The following is a 15,065-nucleotide window of genomic DNA, read 5'->3' on the forward strand; positions in this document are numbered from 1 at the left end:
CTTAGTTTAAGCGGATAACGTCCTCCTCTTTGAAATAAATGATTACAGGCCGGGACGCAACTTTATTGAGTAGCGGCAAGAGGATTTTGTAAGCCATTTCCTCTGCCTCCTCAAGGATGCCACCATCGAGGGCGGATTTCATCATCTGAGCCTCGGCCTGAGCGTAGGCAGTGTCAATAAACTGGTTGAACTCTTTGTCTTCCAGGCCAATGCCCCTTTTTAAGTCGTAAAACCTGCTTTTGCTGTGGTCAATTTTGTGGTAGCAAAGCTCAGGTTTTGGTAGTTGAATCACCAGTGTGTCGCCGTCGATAATGTCAGAAGTCGTCACTTTTAAAAGGTCAATACATGCTACAGCCTCTCCTGCAGCAATCAGCACCGCCTTTGAGTCGCCACCGTCCTGTATCCTGAAAATTCCCAGATCCAGGTATCGCTTGCTGAGTCTCTCTATTTCCACCACATCCTGCATCCGGTACTTCACCAGCTCCAGCTTGCCCAATGCTTCGATTTCTTTCAGCAGCACCTGGTGTCGCTGGTTCACCGTGGCCGGCTCAACAAACAACCCACTGTTGAACCACAGCACTACTCCGCCGACCAGCAAGAGCGCCCATAGCAATATTCTGAAGATTATTTTGGGTGTAAAGATCATTGTTTGTGAAAATTATAAATTCAATAGATGCTGATGCATAAACATCATAAATAAATCATGTCCTCGTTATTATCATTCAGCATTCTAAATTGTTAATTTGCATCTAATTACTTCAAACGAAAACGTAATATATACGGGTAATTGTCCTTTCCGAATTTAAAATCACTCAGCCATGAAAAAGTTTCTATTGATTGTTGGTGGATTCATTGTAGTAGTGCTTTTGGCAGCAGCCATACTACCATTCATCTATAAAGATGATATTAAGGCAGCGCTCGACGATGCAATTGCGGAGAATGTTAACGCCAAAGTCTATTTTGATGAATCACGCTTTGGCCTTACACTTTTCAAAAACTTTCCCAATCTAACAGTAACACTCGGTGGCCTGGGGGTTGTTGGCATAGATGAATTTAAGAAAGACACCCTGGCTGCGGTCGATCAGGTAGACGTGGTGGTCAACATCATGTCTGTGATCAACGGCAACTACCGTATCAGCGGTTTGTACCTCAACGAGCCAAATATCTACGTGAAAGTGCTGGCCAACGGCAAAGCCAATTATGATATAGCCAAGCCCTCGGAGGAACCAGTTGCCGAAGAAACCCCAACAGAAAGTGGTGATGTTCAGTTTGGCATCGACAAATGGGAGATCAAAAATGGCAACATTGTTTATGACGACGCTACCATACCTTTCTACATGGCGATGAAAGGCATGAACCACACGGGAAGCGGCGACTTTACGCTGGAGGTGTTTGATATGGACACTTATACAGAAATAGAAAATCTGGTTGTCGCCTATGATGGTGTAGAATACATGTCCAATAAAAGGCTCAAAGCCGACATGGCTCTGAATATGGACTTAGGCCAGATGAAATTTACCTTTAAGGACAATGTGGTGTCGCTCAATGACTTCGGCCTCAACTTTGACGGGTATTTTGCCATGCCAGAAGAAGGGTACGACATGGACATTAATTTTTCATCGCCTGAAAATAGCTTCAAGTCATTGTTGTCGCTTGTGCCTGGCATGTACAGTGATAGCTTCACCGGGCTGACAGCCTCTGGCGACACCCAATTCAGTGGGCTTGTAAAAGGCATCTACAACGACACTCAAATGCCAGCGTTCAACTTTGGCATGAAGGTAATCGACGGCAATTTTAAATATCCTGATCTGCCCTCAGCAGTGAGTAATGTGAATGTTGATATGTTGATCGATTGTGCTGATGGCAACATAGACAACACGGTGGTTGACATCAAACAGTTCCACCTCGACTTCGGTAGTAATCCGGTAGACGCCAAGCTAACCATCAAAAACCTGGTGAATTACGACATGGTGGCTGACATTCAGGCAAAACTAAACCTCGGTGAGCTGGCCACCATGTTCCCAATGGAAGGCCTTGAGATGAAGGGCATGTTCAGCATGAGTGCCAAATCTCAAGGCGTTTATGACAGCATCGCCAACACGATTCCAACAATCGACATGGAAATGGGCCTGGCGGATGGATTCATCAAATATGCTGACTACCCTGTGCCCATGGAGCAGATCAACATGCACACTACCATCAAAAACGAAAGCGGCAAAATGGCTGAAACGGTGGTGTTGATGGACAAATTTACCATGTTGGTAGATGGAGAAAGGCTTGAATCAACACTACGGTTTGAAAACCTCGATGACTATACCTGGGATTTGGCAGTGAATGGAGGTGTTGATCTCGAGAAGATCATGCAAATCTTTCCAATGGAGGGCATGGAGCTGAAAGGCAAAATCGCTGCCAATATGCAGACGAAAGGCAAAATGTCGGATGTAGATGCCGAGAGATACGACAAGCTGGCTACAAGTGGAGGGATGACCGTAAGCAACTTCTATTATGCAGATGCCGACCTGCCCCAGGGCTTTGCTATTTCTGAGTCTGAACTGAGCTTCAATCCAAAAGAAGTTCGCCTGAGTAAGTTCAACGCTACGCTTGGCCGTAGCGACATGGCCATGACCGGTGCCATTACCAACTATATGGCCTATGTGATGAACGATGAAACCATCAAAGGCGAGCTGAATTTTTCTTCAAACTCGTTTGACCTGAACGAGTGGATGACCGATGAAGACACCACTGCCACTGTGGAGGCCGACACGGCTGCCCTTGAAGTGGTAGAAGTACCAAAGAATATCGACTTCATTCTTAGATCAAGCATTACCAGTCTGTTGTATGACAACATGGAGATCAAAAACATGAAGGGCAATATCATTGTGAAAGACGGTGTTGTAAAACTTGATAATGGTAAGTTCAACCTGATGGATGGCCTGTTTGCAATGGACGGGGAGTACGATAGCCGTGACCTTGAGAAGCCAATATTTGCCTTTGATTTTTCAATCACCGATATGTCAATCAAAGCAGCGTACAATACATTCACGACAGTCCAACAACTGGCTCCGATAGCTGAGAAGATGGAAGGAAAGTTCTCCACTGACTTTGTGATGGCTGGAGGTTTAGGCCAGGATATGATGCCGGTCATGGAGTCGATCCTTGGCCAGGGTGTGGTAAAGGTAGCTGAAGGAAAGGTAAACGAGGTGAAGGTACTGACTGCACTCTCTTCGGTATCGAAGCTTGGTGATGACTCAGGGACATTGAGCCTGAAGGACGTGATTATGCAGGCAGAAATCAGGGACGGAAGAGTGTGGCTGAAGCCCTTCGATGTAAATGTAGGCAAATACAAAACCACTATTGCCGGAAGTAATGGTATTGATGGTACTATGGATTACGTCATGGCCATGAACGTGCCTGCCGGTGCCGCATCGGCCGCCGCTAACCAGGCAATAGCTTCAGTAACCGGAGTGAGCTCGGCTATCTCCTCTAACATTGTTATGAACTTCGGTGTTGGGGGCACTTATGATGATCCAAAAGTGACATTGAAAGGCGTAGATGCAGGCGAAGGTGGAAAATCAGCCACCGATGCTGCCAAGGCGAAGCTGGCTTCAGAAATGGATGCCAAGAAGAATGAGGCGACACAGAAAGCTGATGAAGCAAAAGCTGAGGCAATTAAGCAAGCCGAAGAAAAGAAAGAAGCCGTTGTGAAAGAAGTGGAGGAGAAAAAAGAGGCTGCCAAGGAAGAAGTGAAGGAACAAGTCGAAGAGAAGAAAGAAGAAGTGAAGGAGGAGGCTGCCGACAAACTGAAAGGGCTGCTTAAGAAGAAAAAAGGAGGAGGAGAATAATTCCTGCTCTCACGAGACGTTTCAAACCCTCGGGATGTTTATTGTCCTGAGGGTTTTTTGTATAATTATGTTCAATTAAACAGCCCCAGATATGGCGAAGCAATCATATGTCGGAAGGAAAGTAGTAGTAGTCGATGGTACACGAACGCCCTTTCTAAAGTCGGGCACGGGCTACAGGGATCTTATGGCCTATCAACTGGGTGCTGTGGCTATTTCGGGCCTTTTGAAAAAAACCTCTCTCGATGCGGCACAGGTTGAACAGGTGATTATGGGTACGGTGGTGCATAATATTGTGACATCCAATGTGGCCAGAGAATGTGCCCTCACCGGAGGTATTCCTTTTACCACACCGGCACATACTGTATCCCAGGCCTGCATTTCCGCCAACCAGGCCATTGCCCAGGGAGCTGACCTGATCAGGCTTGGGCATGCCGATGTGGTTGTTGCGGGTGGAACCGACTGCGTGTCGGATATTCCAATAGGTTTTCCTAAGAAAATGAGAACTAAGCTCTTCGCTTCCCAGAAGATTCGTTCGACAGGAGAATGGATTAAGTTTGTGTTGTCACTCCGCCCGTCAGACTTCAAACCAGAAGTGCCCCAGATAGCGGAATACTCCACCGGCCGAACCATGGGCCAGGATTGTGAACTGATGGGCACCCGATTTGGGGTGACCCGTGAAGAGCAGGATGAATTTGCTGCCCGGTCTCACCAGTTGGCTGCTAAAGCCGCCGGGGAAGGCATACTGGCCGGTGAGATTACTCCAGCGGAATTTCCGCCATCGTTCAAGGCGATCAAGGAAGACAATACTTATCGTGCCGACACGACCGTTGAAAAACTTACCAAGCTGCGACCAGCGTTCGATAAAAAGAATGGGACAATAACGGCAGGCAATGCCTCTTTCCTTACCGACGGAGCAGCTGTGGTGCTTCTGATGAGCGAGGAAAAAGCCAAAGCCCTGGGCTACGACACATCCGTTCAAATCAGAGACTATGTGTTCACGGGTCAGGATCCCAATGAAGAGCTTCTGCTGGGCCCGGCATATGCCACCTATAAATTACTGCAACGCCAAAGCCTCACTTTGAAAGAATTGGACGTTATAGAGTTTCACGAAGCTTTTGCGTCCCAGATTGTCACGAATCTCAAAGCACTGAATTCCGACCAGTTTGCAAAGGAGAAGATGGGATTGACTGCAAAAGCCGGCGAGATAAAAATGGACAAATTTAATATTCATGGAGGCTCACTTTCTTTGGGTCACCCTTTTGGTGCCACAGGAGCGAGATTGGTAACCACCGCCATGAATCGGCTAAAAAGGGAGAATGGCAAGTTGGCCTTGCTTGCAGCGTGCGCTGCCGGCGCTCATGGCCACGGCATGATTCTGGAGAAAATCTAATGTATATCTTAAAATGCCTCGCCGTTACCGTCGCTTTGGGTTTGACCCTTGTTTCCTGTAAAAAAACTAAAACCGACGCCCCGGAAAGAACTTCGCTAGACTCAACGCTCGCTCCGCCGGCTTCAAGACTGACCATCCCTCTCAGCTTTAGCCTCGATAAGGTAGAAACCCTTATCAATGAAAAAATCGATGGCACTTTTTTAAAAAAGAGAGTAGCGGTCAATGCTAACGATAGCCTTTACTTTGAGCTTACGAAGCAACAGCCCATTATATTAAGCTGGAAAGCACCAGACCTTCGCTATCGGGCTCATCTGAAAGTTTCAGGTCAATACATGAAGAATATTTTGGGCGTGAAAATCCAAAATCAAACGCCGATAGAATTTGAATTGGAACTGCTCTTTAAAACGGAGCTTGGTTTTGAAAATGACTGGAGCATCAGACCGAGAACGGTTATTGAGGAGATCGTCTGGAAAAGCGACCCCGTGATGAATCTGGGAATTACTACCATCAATTTCCGAAAACCTGTCGAGAAAGCGCTGAACGACCACCAGGACAGCCTTACACTGAAGCTGGATGGTTTTATGAAAGAGACCATCGACACGAGAAAAATCATTGAAAAAATCTGGAGCGACTTGCAGCAACCGATCCGACTAAAAAAGGATGAGCCAAGGATTTGGCTGCTGGCCAAAGCCGAGACGCTGAAAGCAAGATGGACTCGTGGCCCTGAAAGACAAATTACAGCGCAAGCGGAATTGACGGCTCAAATATCAACCCTCGTGGAAGGAGATGACCTGACCGTTGCGCCTGTGCCATTACCTGAGTTTAGTTTTCAAACAGACCATCAGGACAGTCTGGTGGCAAGTGTGCTGTGTACGCTTCCATTTGACAGGGTCAACAAATACAGTAGAAAAAAACTTGTAGGAATGAAGATCGATTCGGCAGGTTATTCGGCGCAAATCAAGGATGTGGAGGTATACGGCACGGAGGATGGCTTGGCCGTGAAGCTGGGGTTGACAGGCGATGTGAGGGGCGACGTGTATCTTCAGGGAAGGCCGGTGATAGACCGGGCATCCAAAAGCTTTCGGATAGAAGACTTTGACTTTGTGGTAGATTCTGATGATGCCGTTCTGGCTTCTGCCGATTGGCTTCTCCATAGTTCCATAAAGGTGATGGTTGAAAGGCAGCTTACCTATGAACTCCAACCCTATGCCGACATGATCCCCATGCTCATCACAAGCGGGATAGAAAAGGGAAAGCTAGCGGAAAAACTGGAGGTGTATATTGATTCATGGGAGATTGTGCCACTGGCTACTCTTATTACTTCTAAAGACCTTCAAATGATTATTCAGGTGAGAGGCATGGCCGAAATAAGGCTACAGGAAATACGAAAAGATAGTACGCAACAAAAGGCGATCAGCCAATAGAGAACTTCGTGTTTATTTGCCTTACATAATCCTAAATAAACGTCTATATTTACTCTGCATGCATACTAAAGGTCTGGGGCGTTTCCCGGCGATTCTTAATTCAATTTATCATGGCTTCAAAAGCACAACACTCCTTTCTGACTCTTGAAAAACACGGCGACGTAGGCGTGATCTGGATGGATTTGCCCGGAGAAGAGTGGAACAAGATTTCCATTGACACTGAGGCGCAATTTCGGGAGGTAATGCAGCAGATTGAGGCAGACACAGGCCTTAAAGCCTCGGTGCTGATAAGCCGGAAGAAGGGTTTTATGGCTGGTGCCGATATCGAGAAGTTTCTGAAAATGAAGCCAGGCGAATCGAAAGCAACTGCGCAGGCTGGCCATGCTATGCTGCGTGACCTGGAAGACTCCAAAAAGCCTTGTGTGGCAGCCATTCATGGTGCTTGTATGGGCGGGGGTTTGGAAATCAGCCTGGCTTGTGCCGGACGAGTGGCCAGTAACCACAGCAGCACTATAATGGCATTGCCAGAAGTAAAGCTGGGTCTTTTGCCCGGCCTGGGGGGCACTTACCGGCTCCCAAAACTCGTAGGTGTGCAGAATGCCCTTAGCATGATTCTGACGGGAAGAAATGTTTACGCTTTTCCAGCCCTGAAAATGGGGCTTGTGGATGAGCTGGTTTATCAACCAAAGCTACTTGATGCGGCTGTCAAATTTGCCAGAAAGTTGGCGACTGGTCAGTACAGGAGAAAAAGCAAAATGCCCCTGGCTTCAAAGGTGCTTGAAAGCAACCCGCTGACCCGGGGAATTATTTTCAGCCAGGCAACAAAAATGATGCTTCGCCAAACTAGCGGCAACTACCCTGCTCCTTACAAGATACTCGAGTCAGTTAAGTACGGATTGAGCCATACCCGGGCGCAGGCTGCCGAAAAAGAGACTGAACTCTTCGATCAACTGCTTCAGTCTCCAGAAGCTTTTCAGCTGATCAACATCTTTTTTGCTATGAATGCGCTGCGCAAAAACCCGATGAAAGCGCTTGCCAGGCCAGTGAAAACTTTAGGAGTTTTGGGTGCTGGCCTCATGGGCGAAGGCATAGCGGAAGTCACAGTTCAAAATGGCACCGATATATTGCTGAAAGACTTACAGGAGCCAGCATTGGCCCAGGCCAAAAAGAACATATGGGCTGTGCTGATAAAAAAGATGAAAACAAGAGCTATCACCAAAGCAGATGCCGAAACCATAATTAATAAGGTACACACAACGACTACATACGAGGGATTCCACAAAGCGGATGTGATCATAGAGGCTGTGTTTGAAGACATTAATATTAAGCACAAAGTGCTGAAAGAGACTGAAGCCGCTATTCGCAAGGATTGCGTATTTGCGTCCAACACTTCCGCATTGCCGATTACGAAAATCGCTGAAGCCTCCTCCCGGCCGGAGACAGTCATTGGCATGCATTATTTCTCGCCAGTGCCCAAAATGCCCCTGTTGGAGATAGTTGTTACGGGTAAAACAGCCGATTGGGTAACCGCCACAGTGCTGGAAGTTGGTGTGAAGCAGGGCAAAACTTGTATTGTAGTGAAAGACGGCCCGGGCTTCTATACTACCCGTATCCTGGCTCCCTTCATCAATGAAGCGCTGCTGCTCATGCAAGAAGGAGCCGATCCGCTACAAATGGACAAGGCAATGAAGAAATTCGGCTTTCCTGTCGGACCGATTACATTGATAGATGAGGTAGGTATTGACGTGGGTGCTCATATCAACAAAGGCGATTTGGAAGCTTTCTTCAACAAGCGGGGAGCGAAGAGTTCCGACTTACTGAATAAACTTGCAGAAGCTGGCTTTAAGGGGCGCAAGAACCGAAAGGGTTTTCTACAGTACGATGAGAAGACCGGCAAGAAACTGAGGGGCAAAGTGAATGAGGAGGCGTTGCGCTTTTTTGAAAGCCGGGGAAACAAAGCCTTTAAAGATTCCGAAATACAGGAGAGGTTGTCATTGATTATGATCAATGAAGCGATTTATTGCCTGCAGGAAGGCATATTGAAAGAACCAAGAGACGGAGACATCGGGGCTGTTTTTGGGTTGGGCTTCCCTCCTTTTCTGGGTGGCCCGTTCCGATACGTCGATGTCAAAGGAGCCAAAACTATTGTTGAGAAGATGACTCAGCTGGAGAAAGAAATAGGTGCCAGGTTCAAGCCAGCGGGAATGCTCGTGGAGCAGGCGGAGAAAGGTAAGACGTTTTATTAGCAGATAAGGTAGATAGTTCAAGTGTCTCGCTTGGGCTTTGCGTACGTCGTACCCACAGCGAAGGCACAGGCTGGTGGCACGACGAACAAAGTACCGAAAGCTGAATAGAACTTGATCCAGGCGGACGCTTGAATCATTGGGGAGAATTTATATAAGAAAGACAAATAGCATTAGATACCTACAAGAAACCATGGAAACCAAACCAGAGATAGCACGGGAAATAGTTTTGTCACTACAGGATCGCTTCAGGCCTGAAAAATTGGAAGAAGGATTTGAAACGGTATTTCACTTTGATATTGAAGGAAAGAATGGTGGGCAATTTACCGCAGTAATAGAAAAAGGAGCCTGCCGTGTCAGCCAGGGACTGGAGGGCGAAGCCAAATGCACGATAAAGACAAGCGATGCTGTGTATGAAGAAATTGAGCTGGGAAAGCGCAGCGCCGAAATGGCCTTCATGATGGGCAAAATCAAGGTCAGTGACCTGAACGAGATGCTGAAGTTTACGAAGCTGTTTAGGCGGCTGTTTTAGGCAGCCAAAGCAGCGGGAGGGATTTGAACCTAGTACTTTCCTGAATAGACTTTTATATTGAAACGAACTTATCGTTGTAATCTAGAATGAGCACCTATGTTGTTAAACGGCATTAAAGCCACATTTCTTTTCTCGACCCTAATTCTGCTGGTTAAATGCCAACCTAAGGAGGAATTAACTGAATTGATATACACCAACCAGTTTGACCAAGCCGAATTGGGTGATATAGAAGGAGGTAAATATTTTGAATTTAACGGGGATGGGGTTGTTGGCCCGTATAACAGAGATGGTTTTAGTCTCGACCTCTCAGATCTTCCGAAGCATGATTTTCTGGATGTGACCTTCACTTTGTTGTTGCACGATTCCTGGGACGGCAACGCCGGTGGAGACGATGGCCCGGATCGGTGGTATATGGAACTGGACGACGCTCGTATCATGGACGTCACTTTTTCGAATAGCCCTTGCGTAAGCACCTACTGCCTTTTTCAATCTTACCCAAAGCGCTTTCCCGACTTCAGCAATCCCAGAACAGGCGCTACTCATTTTTTGCCAGGCTTTTGCCACAGGGCCGATCTGTCTGACGGAACCAGCGTGTATCAAATAACAAAGACTATAGCACACACTAGTAAGACAGCCTTCTTTCAGTTTTATGACCGCTTGGTGCAAACCAATACCGACTATCCGGCCTGCGATGAAAGCTGGTCAATGAGCAGCCTGGAAATCAGGACTGTTAGGCTAGAATGATAGGGAAGGACAGCAAGCTAAACTAAATACATATCTAGTTTAACGGTATGTCTTCACACCGGCCAAAGCCATGGCAATAGATCGCTTTATCTTAACGCAGTCTTTTTTTGATGCAAAGGCACAACTCCAAACCGCCACTTACTGTAAATTCCTTCATATCAATCTATTCCTATTTTTCTTATATCCTCAAGTCGGGTATTTCCAACTTTCCCAAATAAATCTTTTTCCCTCCTGTAACCTTCCGTACCTTTTTTGGTAACCAAACCAAATCGATCGGAAAAGCTTGCAAAATCGCCTGACCAAAACTGTGGAGATGATAACGGACGAGTGGCTGATGATTCAGGTGCAAAACGATGACCTGGACTATCTGAAGGATTTGTTTGAGCGGTACCAGGTACGGCTTTACAATTTCTTTCTCCGCATGACCTTCGATCAGGATGTAAGCGACGATTTGGTGCAGAACGTGTTCATGCGGCTGATGAAATACCGCAAATCGTTCAACCCGGAGTACAAATTCAAAACCTGGGTGTACCAGATGGCTCGTAATGTGCACCACGATCACTACCGGAAGAACAAGCAGCTCACTGACGATTTTACGAAAGTGGAGAATGTCGCCGACCTGCATCATAGCGATGAGGAAGACGAAATAACCAGGGAGCGGGAGTCGGTACTTTTCCAGGCGCTCGACAAAATGCCGGAGGACAAAAGAGAGCTGATTGTGCTTGGTAAACTGGAAGGAATGAAGTACGAAGAGATAGCAGAAATAAGAAATACGACGGTTGGCAATATCAAGGTGCAAATGCACCGGGCCATCCAGCAACTGAGAGAAATATATTTCAATCATGCAGAAAACTAACAAACATATAGAGGAGCTTTTGCCGGAGTACATCAGCGGAATGCTTTCAAAAAATCAGGAGGAAGCAGTGAAGCTTCACCTTGATGAGTGTGCAAGTTGTAGACAGGCCTATGAGCAGGAATTGAAGCTGGAACAAGAGTTTTCTCTGGTGAAGCCAGCTCAACCGGGCCAAAAACTCAAAAAGGATGTGTTTGCCATGATTGAGGAGGAGAAGAAAGGCTTGCATTCAAGTCCGAAAGCGAGACAAGCGTTTCTCTTCTCCTGGCAAACCATGTCGAGAGTGGCTGCAGCGGTGTTGCTGGTAGCCATGGGTTATTGGTGGGGAAATAAAGGTGAGCCGCAAGTAACCGATAACAATCAGGTAGCCGAAATGAAGGAAGAAATCGGTGAGATAAAAGAAATGCTCATGTTAGCCAATCTGAAAGCGCAACGCCCAAGCGAACGAATACAGGCGGTGAGTCAGGTCGAAAGCTACAACAAGGTTGACCCAAAGCTGATTGAAGCGCTGGTGACCACACTGAATACCGATGCCAGCCCCAATGTGCGGCTGGCGGCAGCCAATGCATTGCAGAAGTTTGCCACTGCCAACAGCACAGTGAGAGCCGAGCTGGTTCGCTCTCTGGAATTTCAGACGGAGCCGATTGTTCAGATCTCCCTCATCAACATGATGGTGGAACTCGAAGAAAAGAGTGCGGTGAACAAGTTGAAATCGCTGATTGACAACACAGAGACGCTACCTGAAGTGAGAAAACAAGCCCAGTTGGGCATAGAAGTATTGATATAAAGCATTCAATAATTGATAAGCATAAAAAATAAAGGACAATGAAAACAATCAAATTATTTACAGCAGTGTTGGCGCTGACAATGGTTAGTCAGCTTCCAGCAAAATCTCAGGAACTGGCGAGGCTGGCCAAGGTCGACAGACGAGACATGAGCCCCTTCGGTGAGAGAGAAGGCCAAACCAAGGAATTCAAATTTAAGGTTCCAGGCTCTCCAGAGCAGTACACACTGAAAGTGTCCAACCTACAAACCGATATTACTTTTGAGGCTTATTCCGGTACGGAACTGGTCATTACCGCCCTTGATTACGAAGGGATTCCGGAAAAGGCCAAAGGACTGAAACCACTTTCAGCGACCGGGCCCGACAACACGGAGATAGGGTTAAACCTCAAGACGGAAGGAAATGTCATCTTGCTTTCAGGAGCAGGCAAGGCGGCCAGCGACTCTGATTACATAATCAAGATGCCGACTGCCATGGGATTGTCCTACGAGCAGGAATCATGGCACGGAGGAGGAGACTTTGTAGTGAAGGGTCTTAGTGGCGAAGTTAATGTGCAGTCGAAAAACTCCGACATCATCTTGACCGACGTATCGGGCCCGATAGTGGCAAACACAGTGAGTGGCGACATTAGCATTGTTTTCAGCAAAATGAATGCAACCAAGCCGACTTCCCTGGCCGCCACAAGTGGCGATATTGATATTACCATGCCCTCCGATGCAAAAGTTAACTTTAAGCTAAGCGTGGTATCTGGTGAAATCTATACTGACCTTGATTTAAAGTTTGCTGAAAAGGAAGGCCTCAAGTCGTGGGGAGGCATGAATGCCAACCCAACGTTTAACGGTGGCGGTGTTGAAATATCGCTCCGGGCGGTAAGTGGTGATATTTTTCTAAGGAAGAAATAATTCAGCCATGAAAGCCATAGCAATGGGTTTGGTCATGCTTCTGGGAAGCGTGACCTCCCTCCTGGCCCAATACATCACCGAAGCCAATAGCCCGGTGAGAGCAGGCCAGAAGATATACCTTGAGTTTGATTTCTCGTCGGTGATAAAGATTAATCACTGGGATCAACAGGAAGCAAAGGCAGTGTTAAGTGTGGAGGAAAAAGAAGACTGGCCCACGCCTGAGTTCACGATCAGCGTAGACAATACTACCTCGGCACTGAGCATCTACACGAAAAAGCAACAGTTTGAGGACTACTGGAAGAAGCAAAGAAGTGGCCGGGAAAACTGTTACTGTTCCACTCCCACTATGACGGTGGAGGTGTGGTTACCAAAAGGGGTCGATATTGGCGTGAAAAGCATCAGCGCCGACATTGAAACTACCTTTGAAGGCGGTGAGCTGACCCTTGAGACCATCTCTGGTGATGTAGACATCAAGCTGCCAGCCTCACAAAACGTTTCGTTGAAGGCGTCAACTATTTCTGGCGACATCTATAGCGACCTGACCTTCGAGTACCTTGATGGCGGGAAAGGGCTGAAAGAGATTGTCGGGGTCAAGCTGGACGCCAAATTGAACAACGGAGGGAAGAATCTTCAGCTCAAGTCGATCAGCGGAGACATACTTCTTCGGAGACTGTAGCACATTTACATTGATAAGCATTGATAGAGGGCCTTCATGGCCCTTTATTGGTTTATGGGGGTTTTCATCTTGTTTTCGGGAAACCTTCAATTATCTTTGTGCCTCAATTCTATACTAACCCAATAGAGAATATAGTTAATTCATTTTTCCTGCTTCAAATATGTCTGCTGATTCGGTTTCAGAAAATATAATTCCGCACAAGCACAGTATCACTCATGTTGACAGAGTAGAGCGAAATGGCTACCGACCCGTGCTGGTTTGGTTAACTGGCTTGTCGGGTTCCGGCAAGTCAACATTGGCCAGTGAAGTGGAAAAGGCTCTTTTTACCCAGGGGCTCAACACTTACATTCTCGACGGTGACAATATTCGGTCAGGCCTCAACAAAGACCTGGATTTTGGTGATGAGGCACGCAAAGAGAATATCCGTCGCATTGGTGAGGTATCGAAGCTTTTCATCGATTCGGGCACTATTGTGCTCACGGCATTTATCTCGCCGTTTATTGATGATCGAAAGCAGGCCAAAGACCTGGCTGGGGCGGATAACTTTATAGAAGTATTTGTCGATTGTCCGCTGGAAGTGTGCGAGCAAAGAGATGTGAAAGGGCTTTATAAAAAGGCTAGAGAAGGGAAAATCAAGAACTTTACCGGGATCGACTCACCTTTTGAGAAGCCCAAAAGTGCAGATGTGGTAGTAAAAACCAACGAAGAGTCGCTGGAAGTGTGCACAAAAAAGATTTTGGAAGTAGTTTTGAAAAAAATTAAAAATTAATGGCGAGGTACAATCTTACTCACCTGAAGGAGCTGGAAGCAGAATCCATCTTTATCATCAGAGAGGTTTTTGCTCAATTTGAAAACCCCGGGATACTTTTCTCCGGAGGGAAAGACTCTATAGTGGTGACGCATTTGGCCAGAAAAGCTTTCTGGCCTGCCAAAATCCCCTTTCCTCTCGTTCACATCGACACGGGGCACAATTTCCCTGAAACGATAAGCTTCCGGGACAATCTAGTGGAGGAGCTAGGGGTAAATTTGGTGGTGGCATCTGTGCAGAAGTCTATTGATGCTGGTCGGGTTCGGGAAGAAACCGGAAAAAATGCCAGCCGCAACTGGTTGCAGATTACCACCTTACTGGACTCTATCGAAGAAAATAAGTTTGATGCCCTGATGGGAGGTGCCAGAAGAGACGAAGAAAAGGCTCGTGCCAAGGAGCGCTTTTTCTCACATAGAGATGAGTTTGGTCAGTGGGATCCAAAAAATCAGCGCCCGGAACTTTGGAACCTATTCAATGGCAAGAAGAACCAGGGAGAGCACTTCAGAGTATTCCCTATCAGCAACTGGACTGAGATGGACGTTTGGCAATATATTTTGTCAGAAAACATCGATATACCTTCGCTATACATTGCCCATGAAAGAGAGGTAATCAGGCGTGACGGTACATGGTTGCCCAAATCAGAGTTCACGCAGCTTCGTGAAGGAGAAAAAATTGAAAAGAAGAAGATCAGGTTCAGAACGCTGGGCGATATCACGATCACCGGCGGTATAGAGTCTGATGCCGATACGCTGGAGAAGATTGTATTTGAGGTGTCGGCGCTAAGGCAGACAGAAAGAGGCAACAGATCGGATGATAAGCGATCTGAAACCGCTATGGAAGACAGAAAGAAAGAAGGCTATTTTTAAT

The 15,065-nt window shown here is 46.8% G+C and carries 13 protein-coding genes; 12 read left to right on the forward strand and 1 reads right to left on the reverse strand.

What is annotated here, in order from left to right; all coding sequences use genetic code 11:
* Position 1: 1 nt before the first annotated feature.
* On the reverse strand, positions 2–646 hold the full coding sequence (locus tag RIF36_RS27285; RefSeq protein ID WP_339784531.1) for a DUF4230 domain-containing protein: 645 nt from the start codon (positions 644–646) through the stop codon (positions 2–4).
* Positions 647–818: 172 nt separating this feature from the next.
* On the opposite strand from RIF36_RS27285, the gene RIF36_RS27290 reads away from it, so the two are divergent.
* The 12 genes from RIF36_RS27290 to cysD all read left to right on the forward strand — a co-directional run bounded on the left by RIF36_RS27290 (position 819) and on the right by cysD (position 15,064).
* Positions 819–3,842, forward strand: a complete 3,024-nt coding sequence (locus tag RIF36_RS27290) for an AsmA family protein (protein WP_350122044.1) — start codon at positions 819–821, stop codon at positions 3,840–3,842.
* A gap of 91 nt (positions 3,843–3,933) precedes the next feature.
* Positions 3,934–5,232, forward strand: a complete 1,299-nt coding sequence (locus RIF36_RS27295) for an acetyl-CoA C-acyltransferase (RefSeq protein WP_350122042.1) — start codon at positions 3,934–3,936, stop codon at positions 5,230–5,232.
* Positions 5,232–6,656, forward strand: a complete 1,425-nt coding sequence (locus tag RIF36_RS27300; protein ID WP_350122040.1) for a DUF4403 family protein — start codon at positions 5,232–5,234, stop codon at positions 6,654–6,656. Before RIF36_RS27295 ends, RIF36_RS27300 begins: the two co-directional genes overlap by 1 nt.
* 110 nt (positions 6,657–6,766) lie before the next feature.
* On the forward strand, positions 6,767–8,902 hold the full coding sequence (locus tag RIF36_RS27305) for a 3-hydroxyacyl-CoA dehydrogenase NAD-binding domain-containing protein (RefSeq protein ID WP_350122038.1): 2,136 nt from the start codon (positions 6,767–6,769) through the stop codon (positions 8,900–8,902).
* Positions 8,903–9,092: 190 nt separating this feature from the next.
* Positions 9,093–9,431 (forward strand): SCP2 sterol-binding domain-containing protein, encoded by a 339-nt coding sequence (locus tag RIF36_RS27310; RefSeq protein WP_350072718.1) that lies wholly within the window; start codon positions 9,093–9,095, stop codon positions 9,429–9,431.
* A 96-nt stretch (positions 9,432–9,527) separates the two neighbouring features.
* Entirely contained in the window at positions 9,528–10,175 is a 648-nt protein-coding gene (locus RIF36_RS27315; protein WP_350122036.1) for a hypothetical protein, read from the forward strand.
* A 313-nt stretch (positions 10,176–10,488) separates the two neighbouring features.
* On the forward strand, positions 10,489–11,031 hold the full coding sequence (locus RIF36_RS27320; protein ID WP_350073782.1) for an RNA polymerase sigma factor: 543 nt from the start codon (positions 10,489–10,491) through the stop codon (positions 11,029–11,031).
* The gene (locus RIF36_RS27325; protein WP_350122034.1) at positions 11,018–11,815 is read left to right on the forward strand and encodes a zf-HC2 domain-containing protein; all 798 of its coding nucleotides are present in this window, start codon (positions 11,018–11,020) and stop codon (positions 11,813–11,815) included. Before RIF36_RS27320 ends, RIF36_RS27325 begins: the two co-directional genes overlap by 14 nt.
* 38 nt (positions 11,816–11,853) lie before the next feature.
* Positions 11,854–12,714, forward strand: a complete 861-nt coding sequence (locus RIF36_RS27330) for a DUF4097 family beta strand repeat-containing protein (RefSeq protein WP_350122032.1) — start codon at positions 11,854–11,856, stop codon at positions 12,712–12,714.
* Positions 12,715–12,721: 7 nt separating this feature from the next.
* Positions 12,722–13,390 (forward strand): DUF4097 family beta strand repeat-containing protein, encoded by a 669-nt coding sequence (locus RIF36_RS27335; RefSeq protein WP_350122030.1) that lies wholly within the window; start codon positions 12,722–12,724, stop codon positions 13,388–13,390.
* A 160-nt stretch (positions 13,391–13,550) separates the two neighbouring features.
* Positions 13,551–14,159 carry an adenylyl-sulfate kinase gene (gene cysC, locus RIF36_RS27340; RefSeq protein ID WP_350086439.1) on the forward strand — a complete coding sequence of 203 codons (609 nt, stop codon included), beginning with the start codon at positions 13,551–13,553 and terminating at the stop codon, positions 14,157–14,159.
* Positions 14,159–15,064: a sulfate adenylyltransferase subunit CysD gene (gene cysD / locus RIF36_RS27345; protein ID WP_350072704.1), complete on the forward strand. Its 906-nt coding sequence runs from the start codon at positions 14,159–14,161 to the stop codon at positions 15,062–15,064. The genes cysC and cysD overlap by 1 nt, the downstream gene beginning before the upstream one ends.
* Position 15,065: the final 1 nt, after the last annotated feature.

This window comes from Imperialibacter sp., from assembly GCF_040222815.1.
GTDB lineage: Bacteria > Bacteroidota > Bacteroidia > Cytophagales > Cyclobacteriaceae > Imperialibacter.

Coding starts and splice junctions, on each gene's coding strand:
- RIF36_RS27285 (WP_339784531.1), bottom strand. CDS start 646: ATGATCTTTACACCCAAAATAATCTTCAGAATATTGCTATGGGCGCTC.
- RIF36_RS27290 (WP_350122044.1), top strand. CDS start 819: ATGAAAAAGTTTCTATTGATTGTTGGTGGATTCATTGTAGTAGTGCTT.
- RIF36_RS27295 (WP_350122042.1), top strand. CDS start 3,934: ATGGCGAAGCAATCATATGTCGGAAGGAAAGTAGTAGTAGTCGATGGT.
- RIF36_RS27300 (WP_350122040.1), top strand. CDS start 5,232: ATGTATATCTTAAAATGCCTCGCCGTTACCGTCGCTTTGGGTTTGACC.
- RIF36_RS27305 (WP_350122038.1), top strand. CDS start 6,767: ATGGCTTCAAAAGCACAACACTCCTTTCTGACTCTTGAAAAACACGGC.
- RIF36_RS27310 (WP_350072718.1), top strand. CDS start 9,093: ATGGAAACCAAACCAGAGATAGCACGGGAAATAGTTTTGTCACTACAG.
- RIF36_RS27315 (WP_350122036.1), top strand. CDS start 9,528: ATGTTGTTAAACGGCATTAAAGCCACATTTCTTTTCTCGACCCTAATT.
- RIF36_RS27320 (WP_350073782.1), top strand. CDS start 10,489: ATGATAACGGACGAGTGGCTGATGATTCAGGTGCAAAACGATGACCTG.
- RIF36_RS27325 (WP_350122034.1), top strand. CDS start 11,018: ATGCAGAAAACTAACAAACATATAGAGGAGCTTTTGCCGGAGTACATC.
- RIF36_RS27330 (WP_350122032.1), top strand. CDS start 11,854: ATGAAAACAATCAAATTATTTACAGCAGTGTTGGCGCTGACAATGGTT.
- RIF36_RS27335 (WP_350122030.1), top strand. CDS start 12,722: ATGAAAGCCATAGCAATGGGTTTGGTCATGCTTCTGGGAAGCGTGACC.
- cysC (WP_350086439.1), top strand. CDS start 13,551: ATGTCTGCTGATTCGGTTTCAGAAAATATAATTCCGCACAAGCACAGT.
- cysD (WP_350072704.1), top strand. CDS start 14,159: ATGGCGAGGTACAATCTTACTCACCTGAAGGAGCTGGAAGCAGAATCC.